Raw genomic sequence first — 23956 nt, 5'->3', positions numbered from 1 at the left:
ATCCATTTCCGCCAGGATGGCATCCTGATTCAGTCCAAAGCTTCGCAGCGCGAGGTTCTTGCGGTCTTGCGCCCCACCCTGCCACCACTCTTGGATGACGTTGGCACTGCTTTCGCATCCTTCCGCACCAAAGACGCACAKTCCTGTCTGACCCGCAAACCGCCAGCCGCTSGCAAGGTCGGCATCGTCATAGACKTCCAACCCATCCAGYAATTGCTCGCTCTGCAACCAGACTTCGTATGGCAGTGCCCGACGCGCCGCTTCCTGTTCCGCAATTCGACACTGGGTCTCGAAACCCGCGAGCGCCTGTTTCATGGCGTAGATYTGCAACGCCGCTTTCGGGTCCGGCGGAGTTACGTACTTGCTTTCGAAGCGGGCGCGGTATTCGCCGCTGTCCAGTTTGGCTTGCACCCGCGCCCTTATCGTGGCTTCGTAGTTGCGCACGTGCTCYTGGGCTGCCGCTTCCCAGCGTTTCTGCTGCGCCTCGTCGAGGATCCAGTTGCGCCCCCGCGCCATCTCGGGATTGAACACCTTGTCCCGTTCGATCTCGATGTAATGCTGCGCCTCCAAGGCAGCAGACCTTTCTTCAAACTGATTCCGAACATCGCCGAACGCCTGCGCCACCAGAATCTTGCGTTCGTTGCTGATGCCGTTGTTSGCCCCACCCCTGTTCAAGTAGTCCTTCAGCGTCTCGACGGCCTCGTTTCGCCAGGCGTTGAGTTGCTGAGTAATGCCGATGGGGTCGCGCAGCACGATAGCGGCGCCGCGGGCTCGGGTGACCGTCGGCCTCAAATCCGACGCGACCAATTGCGGGGCGTGGTGATAATCCGGGTCGGAATAGAGCTGATCGGCAAGYGTGGGCGCCAGGSSGGTATGGGCCGCGGCGATGCTCTCGGCAATGCCATTGTTCGTGGAAGACATGTCGAGCACGTCGGGAGCAAACGAGCAGCTGCTGGCGATTTCCTTGATGTCGAATGYCTGCAGCTTGTTGCGCAACGAATCGGTATCGCGCAACTTGTCGAGCATGCGCTCGGTAAGCACGTCCGGAGTGAACAGCAGGCGCGCTTCCTGGATGTCTTCCGGGGCCTTGAACAGGATGGTCCAGCCGCCATATCCGAGCAGGCGGCGCGGTTCGGGCGCGTACTGCGAATCTGGCGAGTAAGGCCAGAATGGGGAGAACACCCCTGTCCCTGTCGCTCGCCACGCGCTTTCGCAATTCCATTTTCCGAGGCGCTTGATGAACGCGTACAGGTAACCCTGGCGCATGGCGCGCACGGCGTAGCGGACGCCTTTGGCTTGCAACGCGGGCAACCCCAGGCCGAGATTGCGAGGCAGATCCGGCGCCAGCGCGGCAAGCGCTTCCGGATCTTCGCTNCCCCTGTCCCTGTCGCTCGCCACGCGCTTTCGCAATTCCATTTTCCGAAGCGCTTGATGAACGCGTACAGGTAACCCTGGCGCATGGCGCGCACGGCGTAGCGGACGCCTTTGGCTTGCAACGCGGGCAACCCCAGGCCGAGATTGCGAGGCAGATCCGGCGCCAGCGCGGCAAGCGCTTCCGGATCTTCGCTTGTCACCACGGCATAGCGCAGCGGAAGAATGGCAACTTCGGACTTGCAGTCGACGCACGGACTGGGCGCCTCGTCCCGTCGAGTACTGCGCGCGACGTCGACTGCCTGCGATAGCAGCTCTTCCAATGACACCTGACTCATGACTGCACGTCCTTAACGCTTGCCCGCGCCAGAGCGGCGAGCGATTCGTTCAACGTCTCGGCACCCGTCGCGGCGCGATCCAACGCGTTCTGCCATCGACGGTCCAGCACGCGTTGACTCCAGGAACGATTCATACCGACGATCACGTAGGTCGTAAGATCTTCGTGGCGCGTCAGCCCTGACCGGCGTCCAGCGTTGAGTTGCGCCTCGACCTGAGCAAGCCTGACCCCGCCACAAGTGCTATCGAAAACGTGAGGCAATTGCGCCTCCAGGGTGTGCAGCAGGCGGTGAGGGAGGGGGTCGGATTCCAACACTTGCCACAGAGCGGTGCTCAGGTGCAGCGGCTGCGCAGGCGACGAGCCATCGCTTCGACCTCTGCCACGGATCCGGCGCCACAACGAGGACGCTTGCGTCGCGTCCTGGAACCACCAGGACAGGACCGGCCCAAAGAACCGGGACACCCATTCGCGGTCGGCCTGCGCATACAGAAGCGGCGTGATTGCCGGATCGTAGTAGCGCAGCAAATATTGCTGATTCGACTCGCCGATGGCGTAAGTTGCTCCGCTAAAGTGCAACGCAAGCTCCTGCGGCGGAACAACGCTGGAGATCCAGGAATTCACGTACGCGGCACAGCGGGCTCCGACTTTCGCCAGCACGGTTTCATACTGCGCTGGTCCGAATCCGTTTGCGCCAATGAGGATCGGGCCCAGCGGCTTCAGTGCATCCAACTGCGGGTCCATTAGTAATGGATGAGCATCACCGGCGATATGCTCGGCGATTTCTTGCCGCTGGTCTTCCGGCACAAGTGCCATGTCGATCAATGCCGTGAGGTGGCACGACCGTGAACCCTCGCCGTCATGGATCTCTTGGTTCAGCGCCCTGATCAAGTCGCGGGAGATCATGCGCCCATCCTCATCAATGCCTTGCGTTCCCGGGCGGCCTTCAACCAGCAGCTGACGCAAATCGGCTCACCCTGATCGGGCGCGCTTGCCAATGAAAGGAAGGCGCCATCCCCGTTTGCTTGCTGGCTTATGGGAGCTTTGAGATGTATTGCCACGCCGCTGAGCGTGATGCCAGACCGGTTGATATGCAACGACCCACCCGGCCCCTCCAGCACAATTTCATCCTCCACCTGAACCTTGTAGACCTTGGTCAGGTTCCGGATTTCCTGGCCCGCCCGCAGATGCGCGTGCCCTTCGATGCGCTGCTCCAGGTGCCCTCCGATTTCCGTCCAGTGATTCGCGGCGGTCTTGTCGCGCCGGTGGTTGCCAACCTCTTCGATGCGGTCTTTGACGATAGAGATGGTGTGGTCACGTCCCACGGCAAGCGAGGCGTCCTGGCCGATGTCATGGCGCCTGTCACGCGCGATGGTGACCCGCTCGTCGTTGCCGACGGTTTCCGTGCGGTCGTGGCCGATGACGATGGCTTCATCGTTCTCGACCCGCTCCCTGCGGTCGTGTCCGACAAACGTGCTCTCGTCGTTGTTGACGTGGATATTCCGGTCCTTCTGCGCATGGAGGTAGATCTCCTCTCGTCCCGCCTCATCCTCGAAGCGCATTTCATTGAAACCGTCTCCCTTGTGGGTCTGGCTCTTGATGGTCATGCGCGTTTTGTGCGCCGGAAGATCGTACGGCGGCAACTGGTGTGCGTTGTAGCTCCTTCCCGTGATGACCGGCTGATCCGGATCGCCATCGAAGTTGCTGACGATGACCTCCTACCCGATGCGGGGGATGGCGATGTGGCCCCACAGGGCGCCGGCCACGTTCTGCGACACGCGTATCCAGCAGGAACTGTGTTCGTCCAGCTTGCCTTCCCTGTCCCAGGGAAACTGCACTTTCACGCGTCCGTAGTTGTCGCAGTAGATCTCCTCGCCCGGCGGCCCCACCACTGTCGCTTGTTGAGGGCCATCGATGCGCGGCTTGGGCAGCGGTTCCGCGCGCCACTCGACATCGTCGGGTACCAGCGTGGCAGTGCAGTGGTAGTGCGTGCCTTGCTCGGCGTCTGCGCTGTCTTCAGCCTGGCTTGTGTACTGCTTGCCGTGGTGCGCCAGGCGGATCGGCCGCCAACCGCGATTCATGTCCTCGCGCGGGTGGCCCACGAGGTCAAAGGAAACGCCTGGCGTCAGTCGCGCATCATCGCCTTGGGCGACCGCCATGCAAGCCCCGCCCCGCAGGCCGCGCAGGCGGTCTCGGGTGAACTGCACCCCCGAGATGTTCTTGTAGCGTCCTGGGTAGTCGTAACGTTCATAGTCGAGCGACTGGTGTGCTTTTTCTACTGCTCGTTCGGTGTGTTGGTCGTAGCGCGGATTCTTGAAGTCGTAATCACGCTGGGCATGACGCGCCGTGCGTACCTGTTCCGTGTACAGAAAACTGTGAAGCGCGGGCGTTGGGCGGTCTCCGCCGGGCATGGGGTTGTATTCGACGGGCGGACCGTCGTCTCTGCCGAATACCCATAGGCGGTCACAGTGGATCAGGCGGTGGCCATCAGCGGTGTGCATGAAACCGTAGAAAAATCCTTCTTCGCGCATGATGCGTTCGATAAAGGTGTAATCGCTGTCGCCTGCCTGGACGCAATACTCCCGCGGAAGATGGGATTCGGTGCTCCATTGCTCGTAAGCTTGCGTGATGCGGTGTTTGCCGAGGACGGCTTTGGCAATGTCGGGAACAGCAAGCGCCTGGAATATGCGCCAGTCTGAAGCGAGTTTCAGACGCGCCAGGCGAGGTTCCACCGTGGCGCGATAACGCGTCCGCCTAAAGCCGGTGTCACCTTGCTGAAACGAAGACACCAGCCCATGGACAAGCCTGACGGCACGTCCGCCCGCCCAGATCGTGAACAAGGCGGGCTGGTCCAGTATCCCGGCAAAGTCGACTTCGGCACTCGCGCAGCTCAGGTCCACCTCGAGCAGAAAGGTCTCGGACAGCGCTTCAACTAGACGAAACTCGATGACATCGAACGCGTCGGCACCAGCAGTAAACGTAAAACGCAGATCAGATTGGACGGGCACGGGGCGCTCCTGCGGCTACGGCTCGCACCAACCACTTGGGTGCAGACCGAGATGGGTTCTAAGTCCACCGCACTGGGGCCGGAAGTGGACATAACACACCGTCAGGATCGTGCCCGTCGCGTCGACAGGCGTATATAGGAAGCTTCTTATTTGCGGCCTGATCGCGCCGCGGAAAAAAAATGAGCCCACGAAGTGGACTCATTGATGAAGCAAGGTGGCACGCGTTGCATCGCGCGCCCCAGCATGCTTGGCTACCGCCGAAGCCTGCCCAGGTCTCGCGGGTAAATCACACGTTAAACAAGAAATTCATCACATCGCCATCCTGCACGATGTATTCCTTGCCTTCCGCGCGCATCTTCCCCGCTTCCTTCGCGCCCTGCTCGCCCTTGTACGTGATGTAGTCCTCGTACGAGATCGTTTGCGCGCGGATGAAGCCGCGTTCGAAGTCGGTATGGATGACGCCGGCGGCCTGGGGCGCGGTGGCGCCGATGGGCACGGTCCAGGCGCGCACTTCCTTCACGCCGGCGGTGAAGTAGGTTTGCAGGCCCAGCAGCTTGAAGGCGGCGCGGATCAGGCGGTTCAGGCCCGGTTCTTCCATGCCCATGTCCTTCAGGAAGGCTTCGCGGTCGGCGTCGTCGAGGTCGACGATTTCGGATTCGATGGCGGCGCAGATCGCGACGACGGGCGCGTTGCGGGCGGCGGCGAATTCGGTCAGGCGGTCGAGCAGCGGGTTGTTGGTGAAGCCGTCGTCAGCGACGTTGCCCACGTACATCGCGCGCTTGGCGGTGATGAAGCAGAGCTGGGCGATGTCGGCCTTTTCTTCGGTCGTCAGGTCCAGCGAGCGGATGGGCTTGGCTTCGTTGAGCTGGGCGACGCACTTTTCCAGCACGGCCACGAGGCGTTGCGATTCCTTGTCGCCCGAACGCGCGGTCTTCTGGTGGCGTTGCAGCGCCTTTTCGGCGGTCTGCAGATCGGCCAGGGCCAGTTCGGTTTCGATGACTTCGATGTCGGCGATCGGGTCGACCTTGCCGGTGACGTGGATCACGTTGGGATCTTCGAAGCAGCGCACGACGTTGACGATGGCATCGGTTTCGCGGATGTGCGAGAGGAACTGGTTGCCCAGGCCTTCGCCCTTGCTCGCGCCGGCGACCAGGCCCGCGATGTCGACGAATTCGACGGTGGCGGACAGGATGCGTTCGGGCTTGACGATTTCGGCCAGCTTCTGCAGGCGCGGATCCGGCACTTCGACGACGCCGACGTTGGGCTCGATGGTGCAGAACGGATAGTTCTCGGCGGCGATGCCGGCGCGGGTCAGAGCGTTGAAGAGAGTCGATTTGCCAACGTTGGGCAGGCCGACGATGCCGCATTGCAGAGCCATGGGAATCCTGTGTAAGTACGGTATTGAGCGTTAACGACGTAGTTTACCCCGGCGGGGTGAAACGACGCCTTCCTGGCGGACGTGATGCGGCCCCGAGGACGCCGCCGGCGAAACGCAGCTGACATCGCTACCGGGCATGCGCCCTTGCCTTCAGACCGCGCGCCCCGGCCTGAAGCCTTAACCGGCCGCGGCCGGCGCGTAGCGCATCACCAGCCAGATCATCAGGATGGGGCCGGCGTTGAACACGGAATGCAGCAGGATCGCGGCTCCGATGCCGCGGCGCACGCGCATCCAGCCCAGCACGAGGCCGGTCAGCCATTGCGGCAGCACCAGCAGCGGCAGCAGCCAGTACGGCGTCTTGTTGTAGACAAAGTTGGTCAGATGCACTGCGGCAAACGTCAGCGCGACCAGATGGAACACGACGCCGAAGTGCTGCAGGTAATACCTGCGCCAGTTGGTGTCCCAGCCTTTGAGCGGCTCAGGACGTGCGCGCAGCCCCCACACCGCCAGCAAAATGAACGCGGCCAGCAGCAGTCCCGTCCAGAGCTTGGGGCCCCACAGCACGACAGGCACCAGCGCGGGGATGAGCCACAAGGCCTGGCGCGGCCGGCGCAGTCCGTAGCGGAACAGCATTTCCTCGACCAGCGGCGCCCACAGCACTGCGGTCAGCCAGGGAATGTTGTGCGGGTCGAGGCGATGCGTCACGCCGCCCAGCCCGGCGGCGGCCACGGCCACGGGACCCAGCGCAAAGAGGTTGATCGCCCACAGCACAGCGGCCCAGGCCAGAAGTCGCCCCGGCCCGATGCCCGGCCACCAGTCGGCGGCAAGGCCGCTGCCGCAGGGGCGGCGCGGCAGCCGCGACACCGGATGCGGATGGCGGATGAAGCGCCAGAAGTCGGCGATCTCGCTGCGAAAGCGCAGCTTCCGGGTGGGCTGGCCTTGGCTCATCAGGACTCGTTGCCGCTATGCAGCTGGCGCGTGGCCAACGCGAAGTCGCCCGACAGCATGGCGGGCACGACGGCGCGGCAGCGGTCGATGACGGCTTCGATTTCCTTTTGTTCCTCGCGGCGCGGGGGGTGCAGCACGAAGTCGGCGACCTGTTGGGCCAGGCCCAGCGTGCGCGGATGGCCGATGCCGATGCGAAGGCGCCAGAAGTTGGGGCTGCCCAGCGCGGCCTGGATGTCCTTCAGGCCGTTGTGACCGGCGTGGCCGCCGCCCTGCTTGAGCTTGACCTGTCCGGGCATGAGGTCCAGCTCGTCGTGCAGCACCAGCACTTCTTCCGGCGTCAGCTTGTAAAAGCGGGCCAGCGCGCCGACCGCCTGGCCGGAACGGTTCATGTAGGTGGTGGGCTTGAGCAGCAGGATGTTGTCCGCGCCCTGGCGTGATTTGGCCACCATGCCGAAAAAAGACTTCTCGAGCGCAAAAGAAGTGCGCAGATCGTCCGCCAGATGGTCGGCCAGCCAGAAGCCGGCGTTGTGCCGGGTGGTTTCGTAATCGGGACCTGGATTACCCAGTCCCACGATGAGGCGTATGGGAGTAGACATGATGGGGGTGTTTAAACCAAAAAACCCTGCGCATGCAAATGCACACGCAGGGTTTCGGGCGTAAGCCGCGGGAAAGCCGCAAGGGCTTTCCCGCAGGACTTAGGCGGCCGGAGCAGCTTCTTCGGCTTCGTCGGCAGCGGCAGCGCCACCCTTGGTGACCGCGGCGGCCAGCAGGGGGTTGTCTTCACCGCCGTGGGGGACGTAGGTCACGCCCATGGGCAGCTTGATGTCGGCCAGGTGGATCGAACCGCCGGCCAGCACGTCAGCCAGGTTCACTTCGATGAACTGGGGCAGCGCCGACGGCAGGCAGGTGATTTCCAGTTCGGTCGTCACGTGGCTGATGATCGCACCGCTCAGCTTCACGGCCGGCGAGATTTCAGCGTTCACGAAGTGCAGCGGCACCTTGGTGCGCAGGGCTTGGTTGGCGTCGACGCGCTGGAAGTCCACGTGCAGGACTTGCGGCTTGTAGGCGTGCCATTGAACCGAACGCAGCAGAACTTGCTCATCCTTGGCGCCTTCGAGCTGCATTTGCAGGATCGATGCGTGGAATTCTTCCTTGCGCAGCGCGTGGTAGATCTCGTTGTGGTCGAGTTCGATGTTCAGGGGGGCAGCCGTACCACCATAAACAATGGCGGGAACGCGGCCCGCGCGGCGCAGGCGGCGGCTCGCACTCGAACCCTGGACGCTACGCGCAGTGGCAGTAAATTTCATGGATAACTCCGAAACAATAAAGGTGAAGAGACTTCACCGGTTGAAATCACGGCGCGCAAAGGGCGCGCCGTGCTTGTTTGCACCTTGCCGCGACCAGCAAGGCGCAAATAACTGGAAATTCGGGCTGTGATCCGATCGACGCGAACGCGTCAATCGACAAACAGCGAGCTGACCGATTCGGCGTTGGAAATACGCAGGATGGTCTCGCCCAGCAGCGCGGCGCACGACAGCTGGCGGATCTTGCTGCTGGCTTGGCCTTGCTCGGAGAGCGGAATGGTGTCGGTGACGACGAGTTCGTCGAGTTCCGACGCTTCGATGCGGTCGATGGCGCCGCCCGACAGCACGGGGTGCGTGCAATAGGCGTAAACGGCGCCGGCGCCGCGGTCTTTCAGGGCCTGGGCCGCCTTGCACAGCGTGCCGGCGGTGTCGACCATGTCGTCCATGATGATGCAGGTGCGGCCGTCGACTTCACCGATGATGTTCATCACTTCCGACACGTTGGCGCGCGGACGGCGCTTGTCGATGATGGCCAGATCGGCTTCGAGCTGCTTGGCCAGCGCGCGGGCGCGAACCACGCCGCCGATGTCCGGAGACACCACGACCAGGTTCGAGAAATTGCGGCGCCAGATGTCGCCCAGCAGGATCGGACCGGCGTAGATGTTGTCCACGGGAATGTCGAAGAAACCCTGGATCTGGTCGGCGTGCAGGTCCATGGTCAGGACGCGGTCAACGCCAGCGACCTGCAGCATGTTGGCCACGACCTTGGCCGAGATGGCCACACGCGCCGAACGCGGGCGGCGGTCCTGGCGGGCATAGCCGAAGTAGGGAATCGCAGCGGTGATGCGGCCGGCCGACGCGCGGCGCAGGGCATCGACCATCACCATGATTTCCATCAGGTTGTCGTTGGTGGGCGCACAGGTGGGCTGCAGGACGAAGACGTCCTTGCCGCGCACGTTCTCGTTGATCTCGACCATCACCTCGCCGTCCGAAAAACGACCGACGGTCATCTTTCCCAGGGACATATCGAGGTGGTTGACTACGTCCACGGCCAGCCGAGTGTTGGCGGTGCCCGTGAAAATCATGAAGCTATCGTTTGCCATGATGGATGATGCGATGGTCGTTTGAGACACTAACGAGTGATGCGGGGTGGTACCTGCGGGTGAGACCTAGTGCAGCACAATCAACTTGCACCAGCGAATCCGGAAAATAAAAAAGCTGCTGAACCCGGGCCAGTGTCTTACAGGCGTGTTCAACAGCTTTTTTATGTATTCGGTTGGCTGGGGAGGAAGGATTCGAACCTTCGCATGCCGGAATCAAAATCCGGTGCCTTAACCAGCTTGGCGACTCCCCAACTATCTTGCAATCCAATTCCGCAACGGATGTTCAGCTAATCCAGTACATGCCTGCACTAACCGAAACCGTGGATGCGTTTGGCTGAATGTTTTATCAGCGCCGCGCATTATAGCGGTTATTTCTTGTTCTGCCAAAACGGCCTGCGATGTGTCGGAAAATTCGGCGAATAAACATGCGCCTGATCCCGACATGCGAACAGGGAAACCCCGCTCAGCAAGCCACCGCGATGCCCCAAGTACTTCAGGATAAAGACGGTAGACCACCGGCTCCAAATCATTTCTTCCGTAAAGCGCGCATCCTTTGGCAAATTCACCGCCAGATCCGCTAGGCAAAAATGTTTGCGAAGCAAGAAAGTCCGCTATTGTGATGTAAGAAGAATCCCTTGTCAAATCGGGTGCGGAAAAAATGCCAACAGTCGGCACGCTGGCATCCGGTTGCGCCACCAGATAGGCGCGCTCGGGCAGCGTCACGGCCGTGAGATCTTCGCCAATTCCCTGCGCGAATGCCGACTGGCCGAAGACGAAGACGGGCACGTCCGCGCCTAGCGGCAGCGCCAGCGCCATGAGCTCGCGGCGCGTCAGCCCCGTGTTCCACAACCTGTTCAATGCGATCAGGACTGATGCCGCATCGCTGGAGCCGCCGCCCAGGCCGCCGCCTTGCGGGATGCGTTTTTCAAGGCTGATCTGCGCGCCCTGGCGCGTGCCTGTAGCCTTTTGCAGCGCGCGCGCGGCGCGCACGGTGAGGTCCTCATCTTCCGGGACGCCCGGCAGGTCGGTGGCGCGGCTGATGACACCATCGGCTCGCACCTCGAAGTGCAGCGTGTCGCACAGATCGATGAAGCGGAACACGGTCTGCAGCAGGTGATAGCCGTCGGCGCGGCGGCCCACGACGTGCAGGAAGAGATTCAGCTTGGCGGGAGCGGGAACGTCGTAGAGAGTCACGAAAGACAACCGGTGCGAAAGGATTCCGCCATTCTAGCCAGACGGGCCGGCGCGCCAGGAAAACTGGCGGGCCGGCCCGTGCGCCGAACGCGTGCGGACACGCGCTGATGGCGGAACTGCGAGGTGACGTTACGCGAGTTGCGGCGTCATGCTGGCGCCCAGCCTGGCCGCGGGCGAGTCGATGACCTGACCGTCGGGCAGCTTGAAGACCGACACGGCGCCGGCCAGCTGGCGAGCCTGCTCTTCCAGCGCACCGGCCGCGGCGGCCGCCTCTTCGACGAGCGCGGCGTTCTGCTGCGTCACGCTATCCATCTGCGACACGGCGCGGTTGACCTGGTCGATGCCGGTGGCCTGCTCTTCGGAAGCGGCCGAAATCTCGGCCATCAAGCTGGTCACGCGCTGCACGGACTCGACGATCTCGCGCATAGTGGCGCCTGCGTTTTCAACCTGCTCGGAACCCACCCCGACCTTCTGCGCGGAGTCCTCGATGAGCTGCTTGATTTCCTTGGCGGCCGCGGCGCTGCGTTGCGCCAGCGTGCGCACTTCGCTGGCGACGACGGCAAAGCCCTTGCCCTGCTCGCCCGCGCGTGCGGCTTCCACCGCCGCGTTCAGCGCCAGGATGTTGGTCTGGAATGCGATGCCATCGATCACGCCCACGATGTCGGCGATGCGCGACGAGCTGCCCGAAATGGCGCGCATCGTTTCGACCACGCTGGAGACCGCTTGCCCGCCGCGCTGCGCGACGGCCTCGGACGCGGCGACCATGCGGTTGGCTTCACGCGCGGTGTCGGCGTTCTGCTTCACGGTGGTGGCCAGCTCTTCCATGCTGGCCGCGGTTTCCTCGAGCGAGGCGGCCTGCTCTTCGGTGCGGCTGGAAAGATCGGTGTTGCCCGAGGAGATCTCGCGCGCGCCGACGTTGATTTCGTCGACGCCGCGGCGCACGGCCGACACGGTGCGCACCAGGCTGTCCTGCATGCCCTTGAGCGCGCTGAGCAGCGCGCCGATTTCGTTCTTGCCGAAGTCGGCGACGCGGCGCGTCAGGTCGCCTTCGGCGATGCGGCGAAAGACCTCGCCGGCTTCGACCAGCGGACGCACGATCATGCGGCGGATCAGCACGTGGGCGCCCACGGCCACCAGCAGGCCCAGCGCCAGAATACCGGCGAGCAGCCCGGTGAAGAGCGAGTTGAACATGGAGATTTCGTCCATGACCGCCTGGCCGGTGGCCTCGGCGCGCTGGATGAACGCATCGCGCTCACTCACCAGGCGCTCTTGCACCGACTGCGTGCCTTGCTTGAAGTAGGCCTCCATGTCGCCCGCTTCAAGGACGCGGCCCACGTTCTGCAGGTTGGTGCTGAGCTTGGTGTAGGCGTCGATGATGGCGGCCGATTCCGCTTTTTCCTCGGCGGTCAGGCCGCTGGAAAAGCCCTGGAAGGCGCGGTCGGCCGACACGATGCGCTGGCGCGCCGCGACGAGCGAGGTCTTGTCGTCGGTGTTGCCTTGCGCGACGCGGGTGGCGTAGCGGCTGAGGTCGGTACGCGCCGCAACCAGCGACAGCGAAGCGGCGTTCACCGCGTTGACCTGCTGCTGCGACAGGCGATAGAGCTGCGCGACATCCTGGTTGGTCTGGCGCAGGGCGGCAAAGCCCATTGCGCCGATCACCAGCTGGAAGGTGAAAAAGATCGCGATGATTCCCAATAGCACCGTCGCGATGCGGGTGTTCCTGAACATGGCCATTCTCCAAAAGGGTGGGCGGCAGACTCGCGTCGACCCCGATTGCTGCTGCGCGTAAGTACCTCGCGCTAAGGCAGGGAGAATTATTCAGTCAAGGCAATATATTTCAAGCGGTAACACGCCCCGTTTTGCGGCGCTTATTCGCTTGATTGGAAATCCAGCAGTGTGATAAGGGTTAACCCGTATTCGATGGCGCCGAATGCACCGTGCGGCCGTAAAGCCGCACGGGATCAGGATTGATTCACGACCAGCCGGACGAGGATCCGGCGGCCCGGCTCCAGACGCTCCAGCACGAGAAGCTGGGGCCCTTTTTCGTCGTAGCGGGAGAGGTTGGCGCGCCAGCCGCCCTGCTCGAAGGCGATGGGGCGGCCCAATTCGTCGCGCTTGACGTCAGAGGCCTGCGGATCTGCCGCCAGCTTGCCGCGCAGCCAGTCGCGCAAGCCCGACACGGGCATGCTGCTGCCCAGGGCGTCCTCGGCGAGCGCATCGGGGTTGTCGGCGACCAGGCGCGTGCCGTCGGCCTTGGTGAGGCTGGCGGCGCCGGGGCGGCCTTCCACGCGGGCTTCGGTCGACCCCAGCGGGTTGGTCAGGTCCAGCACATAGCGGCGCCCATCGTCGGACCACGAGAAGCCGCCCTGCACGGCATTCTGTTTGCCGCCTTCTTCGTTGACGGTGATGGCAAAGCGGCCAATGCGCGAGAACGCGTCGTCGCCAGCCCCTTCGATGGGCTTGGGCAAGGACGTGCAGGCGGCAAGCGTGAAGGCAAGCAGCGCCAGCGCCACCCAGCGCAGGCCGGACGCCACGCCGCGAAATCCGGCAAAGACTGCCGTCACAGATTGACCCCCAGACGCTTGACGACGTCCTGGACCGTCTTGTTCTTGGGATCCTTCTGCAAGGCGGCGCGCAGCAGGTCCGTGGCCTGATCGCGCTTGCCCTGCGCCCAAAGGACCTCGGCCAGATGGGCCGCGATGTCGGCTTCGGGACGCACACTATAGGCGCGGCGCAGGTAGTCCGCCGCCGCAATGGTGTCGCCCATGCGGAACTTGACCCAGCCCATGCTATCGAGGATGAACGGATCGTTGGGCGAGAGCTCCAGCGCCTGCGTGATGAGATCGAGGGCTTCGGGCAGGCGCTGGTTGTGGTCGGCCAGCGTGTAGCCCAGCGCGTTGTACGCGTGGGCATGGTCCGGATCCAGGGCGATGACCTGGCGCAGCATGCGCTCCAGGTCGGCCAGACGGTTCTGGCGTTCGTACAGCATCGCCAGTTCGTATTTAATCTCGACCGTGTCCGGCAGCGCCTGGTCCGCGGCTTCCAGGGCAGCGACCGCCTGACCGATGCGGTCGGCATCGCGCAGGATCTGCGCCTTGGTCAGCGAGCCCAGGGCGCGTTCTTCTTCGTCCTGCGGGCCGGCCGAGTCGATCATGGCCAGCGCGTCGTCCACGCGGCCGCTCTTGGCGCGCAGCGCGGCCTGGCGCATGCGCACGGAATAGCGCAGCGTGGGGTCGTCGATACGGCCGAGTTCGGCGATGGCTTCGTCGTAGCGGCCCTGGTCTTCGGCGATGCGCGCGAGCAGCACGTGCGCATCGGCGGCAGCCGCTCCGGCGTCGGTGGCGCCGGGCACCGTGGCCCGCTGGCGCTGGTTCTGGACGTCCAGATACTGCTGCAGCAGGGTCTTGGCCTGCGCGAGTTGTCCGGACTTGTAGGCCAACTGGGCCTGCATGAAGAGCAGGTCGAAATCCTCGGGCGAACGGCGCGACATGGCCTGAAGCTCGGCCAGAGCGGCGTCGTAGTCGCCGCTGTCGGCCAACTGGCCGGCCAGCATCAGGCGGACCTTGCGCGCGCCGGGATTGCGGTTGATGAAGGCGCGGGCCTCGGTCTGCGCGCGCTTGGGATCGACCTTGGAGCCGTACTCCAGCACGCGCTGGGCGGCGCCTTCGGATTTGGGGTCGGCGGCCAGCGCGGCGCGAGATTCCTGGGCAGCGCGCTCGTAGTCGCCGGCGGCGGAAGCCACGTCGGCCAGCGCAAGGTGCGCGGCGGGCAGCTTGCGCACGCTGTCGCTCAGGGATTCGTCCAGGATGCGCAGCGCAAGGCGGCGGTCGTTCAGGCGGCTGAGCACGGCAAGCGCCTGACCGATGGCGGCCGGCTTGTCGCGCGAGGAATCGATGCGTTTGCGCAGCGCTTGGGCCAGGCCCTTGGTCTGGCCATTGGCGGCGGCCAGCGCCAGTTCGGTGGAGCTGGCTTCGATGTCGTTGGGAGCCAGACGGGCCCAGACGCGGGCGGCATCCAGCGCCCCGGGCAGATTGCCCCCGGCAAGCTGGAACTCGAGGCCGCGGCGGGCAAGGCGGGGATCGCCGGTGTCGCGGGCCAGACCGACCATGGTGGTGGCGGCGGTGCCGTACATGCCCCGCTGGGCGGCGATCTCGGAAGCCAGTACGCGGTAGAAGATATCGCCGGTCAGCGACACATAAGGCAGTTGACCTGGGCGCAGGCGGATGACTTCGGTTTCAGGCTGGCGGTTCTGGGGAGCCATCCGTGGACCCGTCGCGTCACGCGTCCGGCCGTCGGCGGCCTGGGCCGGCGGGGCCATGATTGCTGCCAGCGCAAGCCCCAACGCGGCGATCCCGATATTCATTTGTTTAAAAGACGACTTCACGCGGCCCGTCCGGTTGATGGCACAATCTTCGTACACGCAATTGATGATCTTACACTGGCTCATGCCGGAACTGCCTGAAGTCGAAACCACGCGCCGAGGAATCGACGCCATCATCACCGGCCGGACGCTATCGCGACTGGTCGTTCACGAACCCCGCATGCGTTGGCCCATCCCGCCGGAGCTGCCGTCCCTGATCGGCGGACGCACCGTGCTGGAATGCGCGCGGCGCGGCAAGTATCTGCTCCTGCGCTTCGAACACGGCACCCAGATCGTGCATCTGGGCATGTCGGGCTCCCTGCGCAGCGTGGCGCCCGGCGAATTCCTGCGCAAGCACGACCATGTCGAATGGATCTTCGACGGCGCGGTCCTGCGCCTGCACGACCCGCGCCGATTCGGCGCCGTGCTGTGGCACGACGATGCCGACGGCCCCCTCGAAGCCCACCCGCTGCTGGCCAAGCTGGGCATCGAACCCTTCGACCCGCGCTTTGACGGCGCCTGGCTGCACCGGCACTTCAAGAACCACGGTGCCGCGGTCAAGCAGGTGCTGCTGGCCGGCATCGCGGTCGTGGGGGTGGGCAACATCTACGCGTCGGAAAGCCTCTTTCGCGCGCGCATCAACCCGAAGACCCCGGCCAACAAGCTGTCGCTGGCCCGTTGCGAGCGCCTGGCCGACATGGTGCGGGCCACGCTGGCCGACGCCCTCACCTCCGGCGGCAGCACCCTGCGCGACTACGTGGGCGCCAGCGGCGAACCCGGCGCCTACTTCGAGATCCACGCGGCCGTGTACGAGCGCGAAGGGCTGCCCTGCCGGGTCTGCGGCACGCCGATCCGCCGCTTTGTCCAGGGGCAGCGCGCCACCTACTACTGCCCAAAATGCCAACGGAACTGATGGGCGGCGTGACGACGCGCCTGGCGAAATCGCCGTTACAACTCGGGAATTCGTTTATAGCAAACGTATTGCACGAAAACTAACGCAGGACTATATTTCCTTCCACACACCCTATTCCTAGAAAAGTGGAAGGAGCCTCCATGAGCAAGCAATTTGCCTCGCACGCGGACATGGACGACAAGGTCGTCTCGTTCGAAAAGCTGTCCGACAACGCCTATGCCTACACGGCCGAAGGCGACCCCAACACGGGCGTGATCATCGGCGACGAGGCCGTCATGGTGATCGACACCCAAGCCACGCCGGTGATGGCCGAAGACGTGATCCGCCGCATCCGCGAAGTGACGGACAAGCCCATCAAGTACATCCTGCTGTCGCACTATCACGCCGTGCGCGTGTTCGGCGCCTCGGCCTACAACGCCCAGGAAATCCTGGCCAGCCGCGACACCTACGACCTGATCGCCGAACGCGGCGAGCAGGACAAGGCCAGCGAGATCGGCCGTTTCCCGCGCCTGTTCCGCAACGCCGAGTCGATTCCGCCGGGCCTGGTCTGGCCGACCATGACGTTCAAGGGCGAGATGACGGTCAACCTGGGCAACCTGGAAGTCAAGCTGCTGCAGGTCGGCCGCGGCCACACCAAGGGCGACACCATTGCCTGGCTGCCCGAACAGAAGATCCTGTTCGCCGGCGACCTGGTCGAATACCAGTCCACGCCCTACTGCGGCGACGCCTACTTCCGCGATTGGCCCACCACGCTGGACGCGCTGGCGGGCTTTGAAGCCGAAAAGATGGTGCCGGGCCGCGGCCCCGCCCTCAAGAACGCCACCGAAGTGCGCCAGGGCCTGGCCGGCACGCGCGCCTTCCTGACGGACCTGTACGGCGCCGTGAACCGCGGCGTGGCCGAAGGCAAGGACCTGAAGACGATCTACCGCGAGGTCTACGACTTCATGAAGCCGCGCTACAGCGACTGGGTGATCTTCGACCACTGCATGCCGTTCGACGTGTCCCGCGCCTACGACGAAGCCACGGGCTACACGCACCCGCGCATCTGGACCGACAAGCGCGACCTGGAAATGTGGGCGCAGCTGGAAGGCTGATCCCCCCACCCTGCCTCGACAAGCAAGAACCGGACACGCGCGACCCCTCGCGGCGCAGCGTGTCCGCATAACTAGAAAATGACCCACACAGGAGACAACCGTGGGAGACATCGACTTTCAGGCGATGGAGTTCGCCTATGAAAAGCATGCGGACCAGATGGCGGCCAGCCGGGCGCGCCATCAGGTCGTGGTGGTGGGCGCCGGCCCCGTCGGCCTGACCACGGCGCTGGACCTGGCGCGTCAAGGCGTGCACGTGGTGGTGCTGGACGACGACTACCGGCTGTCCACCGGATCGCGCGCCATCTGCTTTTCCAAGCGCACGCTGGAAATCTGGGACCGCCTGGGCGTGGGCCAGCGCATGATCGACAAGGGCGTGTCGTGGAACGTGGGCAAGGTGTTTTTCCGCGAGCAGGAGGTGTGGCGTTTTGACCTGCTGCCCGAGCCCGGCCACCGGCGCCCGGCGTTCATCAACCTGCAGCAGTACTACGCCGAAGGCTATCTGTACGAAGCGGCCCGCCAGCAGCCCAACATCGAGCTGCGCTGGAAGAACAAGGTCGCCGGCGTCATGCAAGGCGACGATGGCGTGACGCTGACCGTGGAAACGCCGGAAGGCCCGTACTCGCTGCATGCCGATTGGCTGATCGCCTGCGACGGCGCGCGCTCGCCCGTGCGCAAGCTCATCGGCCAGGAAAGCCACGGCCGCATCTTCCGCGACCGGTTCCTGATTGCCGACGTCAAGATGACGGCGGACTTCCCGTCCGAGCGCTGGTTCTGGTTCGACCCGCCCTTTCACCCCAACCAATCCGTGCTGCTGCACCGGCAGCCCGACAATGTCTGGCGCATCGACTTTCAGCTGGGCTGGAATGCGGACCCCGTCGAAGCCGTCAAGCCGGAGAACGTGCTGCCCCGCATCCGGGCGCTGCTCGGGCCGGACGCGCAGTTCGACCTGGAATGGGTCAGCGTCTACACCTTTGCGTGCGAACGCATGGACAAGTTCCGCCACGGCCGCATCGTCTTCGCGGGCGACGCCGCGCATCGCGTGTCGCCGTTCGGCGCGCGCGGCGCCAACAGCGGCGTGCAGGATGCCGAGAACCTGGCCTGGAAGCTCAAGCTGGTGCTGGCGGGGCTTGCGCCCGATACGCTGATCGACAGCTACAGCGCCGAACGCGAGTTCGCCGCCGACGAAAACATCCTGAACTCGTCGCGCGCCACCGACTTCATCACGCCCAAGAGCGAGATCAGCCGCAGCTTCCGCAATGCGGTGCTGAATCTGGCCAAGGACCATCCGTTCGCGCGATCGCTGGTGAACAGCGGCCGCCTGTCGCTGCCGGCCACCTACGCCGGATCGCCGCTGAACACGCCGGATACCGGCGCCTTCACCGGCCGCATGGTGCCGGGCGCGGTGGCGCTGGATGCGCCGGTGCAAATGCAGGGTGAACCGGGCTGGTGGTTGTCGCAGCTGGATGGCGAGTTTGTGCTGGCGGTGTTCTGCGGCGCCGCGCTGCCCGCCCGCGAGACGCTGGCCGCTTTGCAGGCGCTGCGCATGGCGCCGGTGCCCGTCAAGGCCGTGCTGGTGGCCGATGCGCAGTGCGACGTGACCGCGCTGCCCGCCGAGGTGGCGGTGGTGCGGGACAGCGAAGGCTGCCTGGCCAAGCGCTACGACGCGCAGGCGGGCACCGCCTACCTGATCCGCCCCGATCAGCACGTCGCCGCGCGCTGGCGCGCCTTCGATCCCGACGCCGTCGCCGCCGCCGTTCATCGTGCGACCGGCCGCGCGTGATTTCAGAGGTTATCCCCATGCTTATCACCGACACCAACCTCGCCGCGCCGGACGACTTCTACGAAGCGCTGATCGACGCCCACCGCGACCTGTCCAACGAGCAGAGCCAGGAGCTCAATGCGGCGCTGATCCTGCTCCTGGCGAACCACCTGGGCGATCTGGCGCTGCTGAAGGAAGCCTTGCATCACGCACGCGCTTCCGTGACGCAAACGGCCTGAGCCGCCGACCCCGCCATCACGGCGCGGCGCCACGCGGGCCGCTAGGAACCGACCGCGAAGGTATTGACGATCAGGGCGCGCAGCCACTGATTGCCGCCGTCGCGGTCCACCCGGCGCTGCCAGTACAGGTTGGTCTGCAGCGCCGGCACCTTGAGCGGCGGCGTCATGAAGCGCAAGCCAAACGGCGCGGCGGCGCTGGCCGCCAGCTTTTCCGGCACGGTCGCCAAGAGGTCGGTGGCGCTGACGATGTAGGGCACCGCGGAAAAATGCGGCACGCTGAAATGCTCGGCCAGGTCCACCCCCGCCCGCTCCATCGACTGGTTGACCTGCCCATAGGGCGCCGCGCGCGACACGATGAGGTGACGTTCCGCGCGAAACGCCTTGATCCCCATGCCCGCATGCGCGGTGGGATGCGCCTGGCGAAAGAGCGTGGCGTAGCCCTGGCGAAACAGCATCCGCTGCAACGTGCCCGCCCCCATTTCATCGAACGCCCCGATCGCCAAGTCCACCCGGCCCGACTCCATCTCGCGCGGCAGGTCGGGGCCCAGCACGCGCACGGAGTCGATCCGGACCTGCGGCGCCTTCTGGACACAGACTTCCATGAGGCGCGGCATGAAGTGGATTTCGCCGACGTCCGTCATGGCCACGCGAAAGCGCCGGTTGCTGGTGGCCGCATCGAACACGTCCTGGTCCTGCAACGCCTGCGACAGCAGGCCCAGCGCTTCGCTGACGGGTCCGGCCAGCCGCTGGGCCCGCGGCGTGGGCAGCATGCCCTGCGCCGTGCGCACAAAGAGTTCGTCGCCGAACGCCGTGCGCAGGCGCCGCAGGGCATTGCTGACCGCCGGCTGCGACAGATCCATGCGCCGCGCCACCGCCGACAGGTTGCGGTCTTCGAGCAGATGTTGAAACAGCAGCAACAGGTTTAGGTCGACGTCGCGCAGCTCGGCCATCGGGGCCCCCTACTATTCACAAAATTTATAGTCGCTATTTTTGCATTCCCGTAGCCGCAACAGGGATTTTTTCCGACAATGGCACATCGGCTCGGGCAACGCCCGCGCCGGCCACCACACCAAGCCGCGCGGCCAAGCACCGCGCCCGCCGCCCCAGGAGGATTCCATGGAACTGCAATACCAGACCGGCTTCGGCAACGATTGCGCCACCGAGGCCTTGCCCGGCGCCCTGCCCATCGGCCGCAATTCGCCGCAGCAATGTCCCTACGGCCTGTACGCCGAGCAGCTTTCCGGCACGGCCTTCACAGCGCCCCGCGCCGAGAACCGCCGCTCGTGGCTGTACCGGATCCGCCCGGGCGCGCAGCACAAGCCCTTTGAAGCCTTCGACGGCGCCACCGGCTGGTTGAGCACGTTTGGCCACGGCCCGGTCACGCCGAACCAGCTGCGCTGGAGCCCGATGCCGATTCCGGACGCGCCCACGGATTTCCTTGAAGGCGTGAAGACGTGGGGCGGCAATGGCGGCCCCGACGAACAGGGCGGCGTGGGCATCCATCTGTACGCGGCCAACCGCTCGATGCAGGGCCGTTATTTCTACAACGCCGACGGCGAACTGCTGCTGGTGCCGCAACAGGGCCGGCTGCGCCTGGCCACAGAGTTGGGGCTAATCGACCTGGAACCGCTGGAGATTGCCGTCATTCCGCGCGGCGTGCGGTTCCGCGTGGAGCTGCTGGACGGCACCGCGCGCGGCTACATGCTCGAGAACTTTGGCGCGGCGCTGCGTCTGCCGGAACTGGGCCCGATCGGCTCGAACTGTCTGGCCAACGCGCGCGACTTCAAGACGCCCGTGGCCTGGTACGAAGACGTGGACGGCGACTTTGAACTGATCGCCAAGTTCACGGGCGGCTTCTGGCGCGCCTCGATCGATCACTCGCCGCTGAACGTGGTGGCTTGGCATGGCACGCACGCCCCCTACAAATACGACCTGCGCAACTTCAACACCGTCGGCTCGATCAGCTTCGACCATCCGGATCCGTCGATCTTCACGGTGCTGACGGCGCCGTCGGACACCCCGGGCACGGCCAACATGGACTTCGCGATCTTCCCGCCGCGCATCCTGGCCATGGAGAACACGTTCCGTCCGCCCTGGTTCCACCGCAACATCGCCAGCGAATTCATGGGCCTGATCCAGGGCGTGTACGACGCCAAGGCCGATGGCTTCGCGCCGGGCGGCGCCAGCCTGCACAACTGCATGAGCGGCCACGGCCCCGATGCCGAGACCTTCGAGAAGGCCTCGCATGCGGACACCAGCAAAGCGCATTACATCCGCGACACGATGGCGTTCATGTTCGAGACCCGCCGCGTGATCCGCCCGACGGAGCAGGCGCTGGCGTCGGTAGAATTGCAGGGCGATTACTACCGGTGCTGGCAGGGCATCGCAAAGCACTTCGATCCCAAGAAGGCGTGACGCGCCCGCGTCAGCCTTCATTGCCGGCGGCGATGCGCGAGGAGCGCATCGCCGTTTGGCGTTTCATGCATCCGGCGCGCGGCAGGCCCGTGCGCCCGGCCGGCTCCCATAACCACACTGACCGAGACACGCAGCCATGACCACCATCAACGAAACCCACGACCCGTCCTTGAAGAGCTGGGTCGCCAGCGCCAATTCGGACACGTCGGATTTCCCCGTGCAGAACCTGCCCTACGGCGCTTTCCGCCGCAAGGGCACGCAAGAATCCTTCCGGCCCGGCGTGGCCATCGGCGACCAGATCCTGGACCTGGCCGCGCTGGCCGGCAAGCAGCCGTTCGAAGGCCTGGCCGCTGAAGCCCTGGCCGCCTGCGCCACCGACAGCCTGAATGCGTTGATGGCCCTGGGCCAATCGCACTGGAGCGCGCTGCGCCTGGCCCTGTCGCGCGCGCTGCGCGAAGGCGCCGCCCTGCGCGCCACCGTGGAGCCGCTGCTGGTCGCGCAGGCCGACGCCGAATACACCACGCCCGCCCGCATCGGCGACTACACCGACTTCTATATCTCGGTGCATCACGCGACCGCTGTGGGCAAGCAGTTCCGCCCCGACAATCCCCTGCTGCCGAACTACAAGTGGGTGCCCATCGGCTATCACGGCCGCGCCTCCAGCATCGGCGTGAATCAGAAATTCCCGCGTCCGGTCGGCCAGACCCGCCCCGCGAACGAAGGCGAAACGCCGCAGTTCGGCCCCTGCGCGCGCCTGGACTATGAACTGGAACTGGGGATTTTCGTGGGCACGGGCAACGCCCAGGGTGAACGCATCGAACTGGCCGATGCCGATTCGCACGTGTTCGGCCTGTGCATCCTGAACGACTGGTCGGCGCGCGACATCCAGGCTTGGGAATACCAGCCGCTCGGCCCCTTCCTGTCCAAGAACTTCGCGTCCACGATCTCGCCGTGGATCGTCACGATGGAAGCGCTGGAGCCGTTCCGTACGCAATGGAACCGCGGTGCGGGCGAACCCCAGCCGATGCCGTACCTGTCGTCGGACGCCAACCGCGCCAAGGGCGCCTATGACGTGCAGATGCAAGTGCTGATGACCACCGAGCAATCCCGCGCCGCAAGCACGCCGCCGGTGCAGCTGTCCAGCAGCAACTTCCGCGATGCGTACTGGAACGTGGCGCAGCTCATCACGCATCACACGGTCAATGGCTGCAATCTGCAACCGGGCGACATGCTGGGCACCGGCACGCTGTCCGGCCCGCGCCCGGCGGAAGCAGGTTCGCTGCTGGAATTGAGCAATGGCGGCAAGGCGCCGATCGAACTGCCGTGGGGCGAAAAGCGCACGTTCCTGCAGGACGGCGACCAGATCATCATCCGCGCCGAATGCGTGAAGGCGGGTTATCCGCGCATCGGCTTCGGGGAATGCTCGGGCATCGTGCTGCCCGCGCGCGTCTAAGGCTGCGCCAGCCGCAAACCCGCTAGCCGGAGGAAGGGTTTGGGGCGGCCGGCGATCCGGGGGCCGGCCGTCCGGCGGCCGGCGCACCGGCGGCAGGCGATCCTGCGGCAGGCGATCCGGGCCGCGCGACAAGCGCCTCGATCTCGTCGTCCTTGGCCTGCCACTGCTGGCCGAGCCATTGGTGGAACGTGGTGCGAAACGCCTTGTCGCGCGAGTAATCGGCTTCGCAGAAGGCCGGCGGCACCGGCAGTTGCCGCATCCGCACCACCACCTGGCCAGCGCGTCCGCAGGCAAAATCCCAGAAGCTGGGCACGCCGTCCGGATAGGCGATGGTCGCGTCGATCATCGAACGGAACCGCGCGCCCATCGCATTCAACGACACCGCCAGCCCGCCCGCCTTGGGCTTGAGCAGATGCCGGTACGGGGAACCCTGCGCCGCGCGCTTGGCTGGGCTGAAACGCGTGCCTTCGGCAAATACCATCACGCTGGTGGGCACCAGCGAAAACTTGGCGCAGGCGCGGCGCGCGGCTTCCTGGTCCTGGCGCCCCAGATCCGGGTTCTTGCGCAGGGCCCTCTTGCCGTGCCGTTTCATGAAGGGAAAGTCCAGCGCCCACCACGCCAGTCCGATGACGGGAACATAGATGAGCTGCTGCTTGAGGAAGAACTTGAGCAGCGGGATGCGCCGATTCAGCGCGTACTGCAGCACAAAGATGTCGACCCACGACTGATGGTTGCAATTGACCAGATACCAGTCCGCGTAGCGCAGGCCCTGATTGCCCTGGATATCCCAGGCTTGGGGCTGAATGCGCATGAACCAGCCCGTATTGCACGATACCCACGCCGTGGCGATGCCGTTGAGAATGGGATCGATGCGCCGCCTGACCGCGGCAAACGGCAACGCCAGCTTCAGCAGCGAGACCGGGAACAGTAGCAGGCACCAGAACAGCGTGTTGACGGCCAGCCAGAGGGTGCTGAGCACGCCGGTTATCCACGCCAGCCGGCCGCGCGGCACGGGGATGGCCAGGCGGCGCCGCGATTGCGGCGCCGCGGGTTGGGCGTGCGAAAGCGCCGGGGATGCGGCGC

At 65.0% G+C, this 23956-nt stretch carries 22 protein-coding genes and 1 tRNA gene; 6 read left to right on the top strand and 17 right to left on the bottom strand.

The features are described from left to right. The 15 genes from ASD87_RS27640 to ASD87_RS19555 all read right to left on the bottom strand — a co-directional run. On the bottom strand, nucleotides 1–1302 hold a 1302-nt coding region (locus ASD87_RS27640; RefSeq protein ID WP_369818572.1), incomplete at its 3' end, for a T6SS effector BTH_I2691 family protein. A gap of 73 nt (nucleotides 1303–1375) precedes the next feature. Beyond that, nucleotides 1376–1709, bottom strand: a 334-nt coding sequence (locus tag ASD87_RS27635) for a toxin VasX (protein WP_369818568.1), incomplete at its 3' end; no start/stop codon positions are given. Then, on the bottom strand, nucleotides 1706–2611 hold the full coding sequence (locus ASD87_RS19610; RefSeq protein ID WP_056325384.1) for a DUF4123 domain-containing protein: 906 nt from the start codon (nucleotides 2609–2611) through the stop codon (nucleotides 1706–1708). The genes ASD87_RS27635 and ASD87_RS19610, both read right to left, overlap by 4 nt. Further along, nucleotides 2608–3312, bottom strand: coding sequence for a Rhs element Vgr protein (locus ASD87_RS27375; RefSeq protein ID WP_235512760.1), 705 nt, complete (start codon nucleotides 3310–3312; stop codon nucleotides 2608–2610). Before ASD87_RS27375 ends, ASD87_RS19610 begins: the two co-directional genes overlap by 4 nt. A 111-nt stretch (nucleotides 3313–3423) precedes the next feature. After that, complete coding sequence (locus ASD87_RS27370) at nucleotides 3424–4713, bottom strand: type VI secretion system Vgr family protein (RefSeq protein ID WP_235512758.1); 1290 nt, start codon at nucleotides 4711–4713, stop codon at nucleotides 3424–3426. A gap of 286 nt (nucleotides 4714–4999) precedes the next feature. After that, a complete protein-coding gene (gene ychF / locus ASD87_RS19600; RefSeq protein WP_056325382.1) occupies nucleotides 5000–6091 on the bottom strand; it encodes a redox-regulated ATPase YchF in 1092 nt (363 codons plus the stop codon). Between the two features lie 177 nt (nucleotides 6092–6268). Beyond that, nucleotides 6269–7039 (bottom strand): type II CAAX prenyl endopeptidase Rce1 family protein, encoded by a 771-nt coding sequence (locus ASD87_RS19595; protein ID WP_056325380.1) that lies wholly within the window; start codon nucleotides 7037–7039, stop codon nucleotides 6269–6271. After that, on the bottom strand, nucleotides 7039–7635 hold the full coding sequence (gene pth / locus ASD87_RS19590) for an aminoacyl-tRNA hydrolase (RefSeq protein ID WP_056325378.1): 597 nt from the start codon (nucleotides 7633–7635) through the stop codon (nucleotides 7039–7041). Before pth ends, ASD87_RS19595 begins: the two co-directional genes overlap by 1 nt. A gap of 99 nt (nucleotides 7636–7734) precedes the next feature. Further along, nucleotides 7735–8346: a 50S ribosomal protein L25/general stress protein Ctc gene (locus ASD87_RS19585; protein ID WP_056325375.1), complete on the bottom strand. Its 612-nt coding sequence runs from the start codon at nucleotides 8344–8346 to the stop codon at nucleotides 7735–7737. 149 nt (nucleotides 8347–8495) lie between these two features. Continuing rightward, nucleotides 8496–9446 carry a ribose-phosphate pyrophosphokinase gene (locus ASD87_RS19580; protein ID WP_056325372.1) on the bottom strand — a complete coding sequence of 317 codons (951 nt, stop codon included), beginning with the start codon at nucleotides 9444–9446 and terminating at the stop codon, nucleotides 8496–8498. A gap of 174 nt (nucleotides 9447–9620) precedes the next feature. Then, nucleotides 9621–9697, bottom strand: a tRNA-Gln gene (locus ASD87_RS19575). 1 nt (nucleotide 9698) lies between these two features. Next, nucleotides 9699–10640: a 4-(cytidine 5'-diphospho)-2-C-methyl-D-erythritol kinase gene (gene ispE / locus ASD87_RS19570; protein WP_056325971.1), complete on the bottom strand. Its 942-nt coding sequence runs from the start codon at nucleotides 10638–10640 to the stop codon at nucleotides 9699–9701. Nucleotides 10641–10769: 129 nt separating this feature from the next. Continuing rightward, nucleotides 10770–12368, bottom strand: a complete 1599-nt coding sequence (locus tag ASD87_RS19565) for a methyl-accepting chemotaxis protein (protein ID WP_056325369.1) — start codon at nucleotides 12366–12368, stop codon at nucleotides 10770–10772. Between the two features lie 233 nt (nucleotides 12369–12601). Further along, nucleotides 12602–13204: a lipoprotein insertase outer membrane protein LolB gene (gene lolB, locus ASD87_RS19560; protein ID WP_056325366.1), complete on the bottom strand. Its 603-nt coding sequence runs from the start codon at nucleotides 13202–13204 to the stop codon at nucleotides 12602–12604. Then, nucleotides 13201–15087, bottom strand: coding sequence for a lipopolysaccharide assembly protein LapB (locus tag ASD87_RS19555; protein ID WP_056325364.1), 1887 nt, complete (start codon nucleotides 15085–15087; stop codon nucleotides 13201–13203). Before ASD87_RS19555 ends, lolB begins: the two co-directional genes overlap by 4 nt. Here ASD87_RS19555 and mutM point away from each other — a divergent pair. From mutM to ASD87_RS19535, 4 genes are all read left to right on the top strand, one after another. Continuing rightward, complete coding sequence (gene mutM / locus ASD87_RS19550; RefSeq protein WP_056325361.1) at nucleotides 15086–15913, top strand: bifunctional DNA-formamidopyrimidine glycosylase/DNA-(apurinic or apyrimidinic site) lyase; 828 nt, start codon at nucleotides 15086–15088, stop codon at nucleotides 15911–15913. The genes ASD87_RS19555 and mutM overlap by 2 nt on opposite strands. A 140-nt stretch (nucleotides 15914–16053) precedes the next feature. Then, nucleotides 16054–17007: an MBL fold metallo-hydrolase gene (locus ASD87_RS19545; protein WP_056325358.1), complete on the top strand. Its 954-nt coding sequence runs from the start codon at nucleotides 16054–16056 to the stop codon at nucleotides 17005–17007. Nucleotides 17008–17107: 100 nt separating this feature from the next. Beyond that, complete coding sequence (locus ASD87_RS19540; protein WP_056325355.1) at nucleotides 17108–18787, top strand: FAD-dependent oxidoreductase; 1680 nt, start codon at nucleotides 17108–17110, stop codon at nucleotides 18785–18787. Nucleotides 18788–18804: 17 nt separating this feature from the next. Further along, nucleotides 18805–19005, top strand: coding sequence for a DUF2783 domain-containing protein (locus ASD87_RS19535; RefSeq protein ID WP_056325352.1), 201 nt, complete (start codon nucleotides 18805–18807; stop codon nucleotides 19003–19005). Nucleotides 19006–19046: 41 nt separating this feature from the next. On the opposite strand, the gene ASD87_RS19530 is transcribed toward ASD87_RS19535, so the two are convergent. Continuing rightward, a complete protein-coding gene (locus ASD87_RS19530) occupies nucleotides 19047–19955 on the bottom strand; it encodes a LysR family transcriptional regulator (protein ID WP_056325350.1) in 909 nt (302 codons plus the stop codon). Nucleotides 19956–20121: 166 nt separating this feature from the next. Between ASD87_RS19530 and hmgA the strand changes: the two genes are divergently transcribed. Together hmgA and fahA are read left to right on the top strand one after the other, a co-directional pair. Beyond that, the gene (gene hmgA / locus ASD87_RS19525; RefSeq protein ID WP_056325347.1) at nucleotides 20122–21420 is read left to right on the top strand and encodes a homogentisate 1,2-dioxygenase; all 1299 of its coding nucleotides are present in this window, start codon (nucleotides 20122–20124) and stop codon (nucleotides 21418–21420) included. A 136-nt stretch (nucleotides 21421–21556) separates the two neighbouring features. Further along, nucleotides 21557–22873 (top strand): fumarylacetoacetase, encoded by a 1317-nt coding sequence (gene fahA / locus ASD87_RS19520; protein ID WP_056325344.1) that lies wholly within the window; start codon nucleotides 21557–21559, stop codon nucleotides 22871–22873. 22 nt (nucleotides 22874–22895) lie between these two features. Here the strand turns inward: fahA and ASD87_RS19515 are convergent, their stop codons facing one another. After that, nucleotides 22896–23885 (bottom strand): acyltransferase, encoded by a 990-nt coding sequence (locus tag ASD87_RS19515; RefSeq protein ID WP_082586380.1) that lies wholly within the window; start codon nucleotides 23883–23885, stop codon nucleotides 22896–22898. Between the last annotated feature and the right edge of the window lie 71 nt (nucleotides 23886–23956).

Source organism: Achromobacter sp. Root170 (genome assembly GCF_001428165.1).
Classification (GTDB): Bacteria; Pseudomonadota; Gammaproteobacteria; order Burkholderiales; family Burkholderiaceae_B; genus Achromobacter; species Achromobacter mucicolens.
The sequence above is the reverse complement of the archived record's forward strand: the minus strand, read 5'-3'. Positions and strand labels throughout refer to the sequence as shown.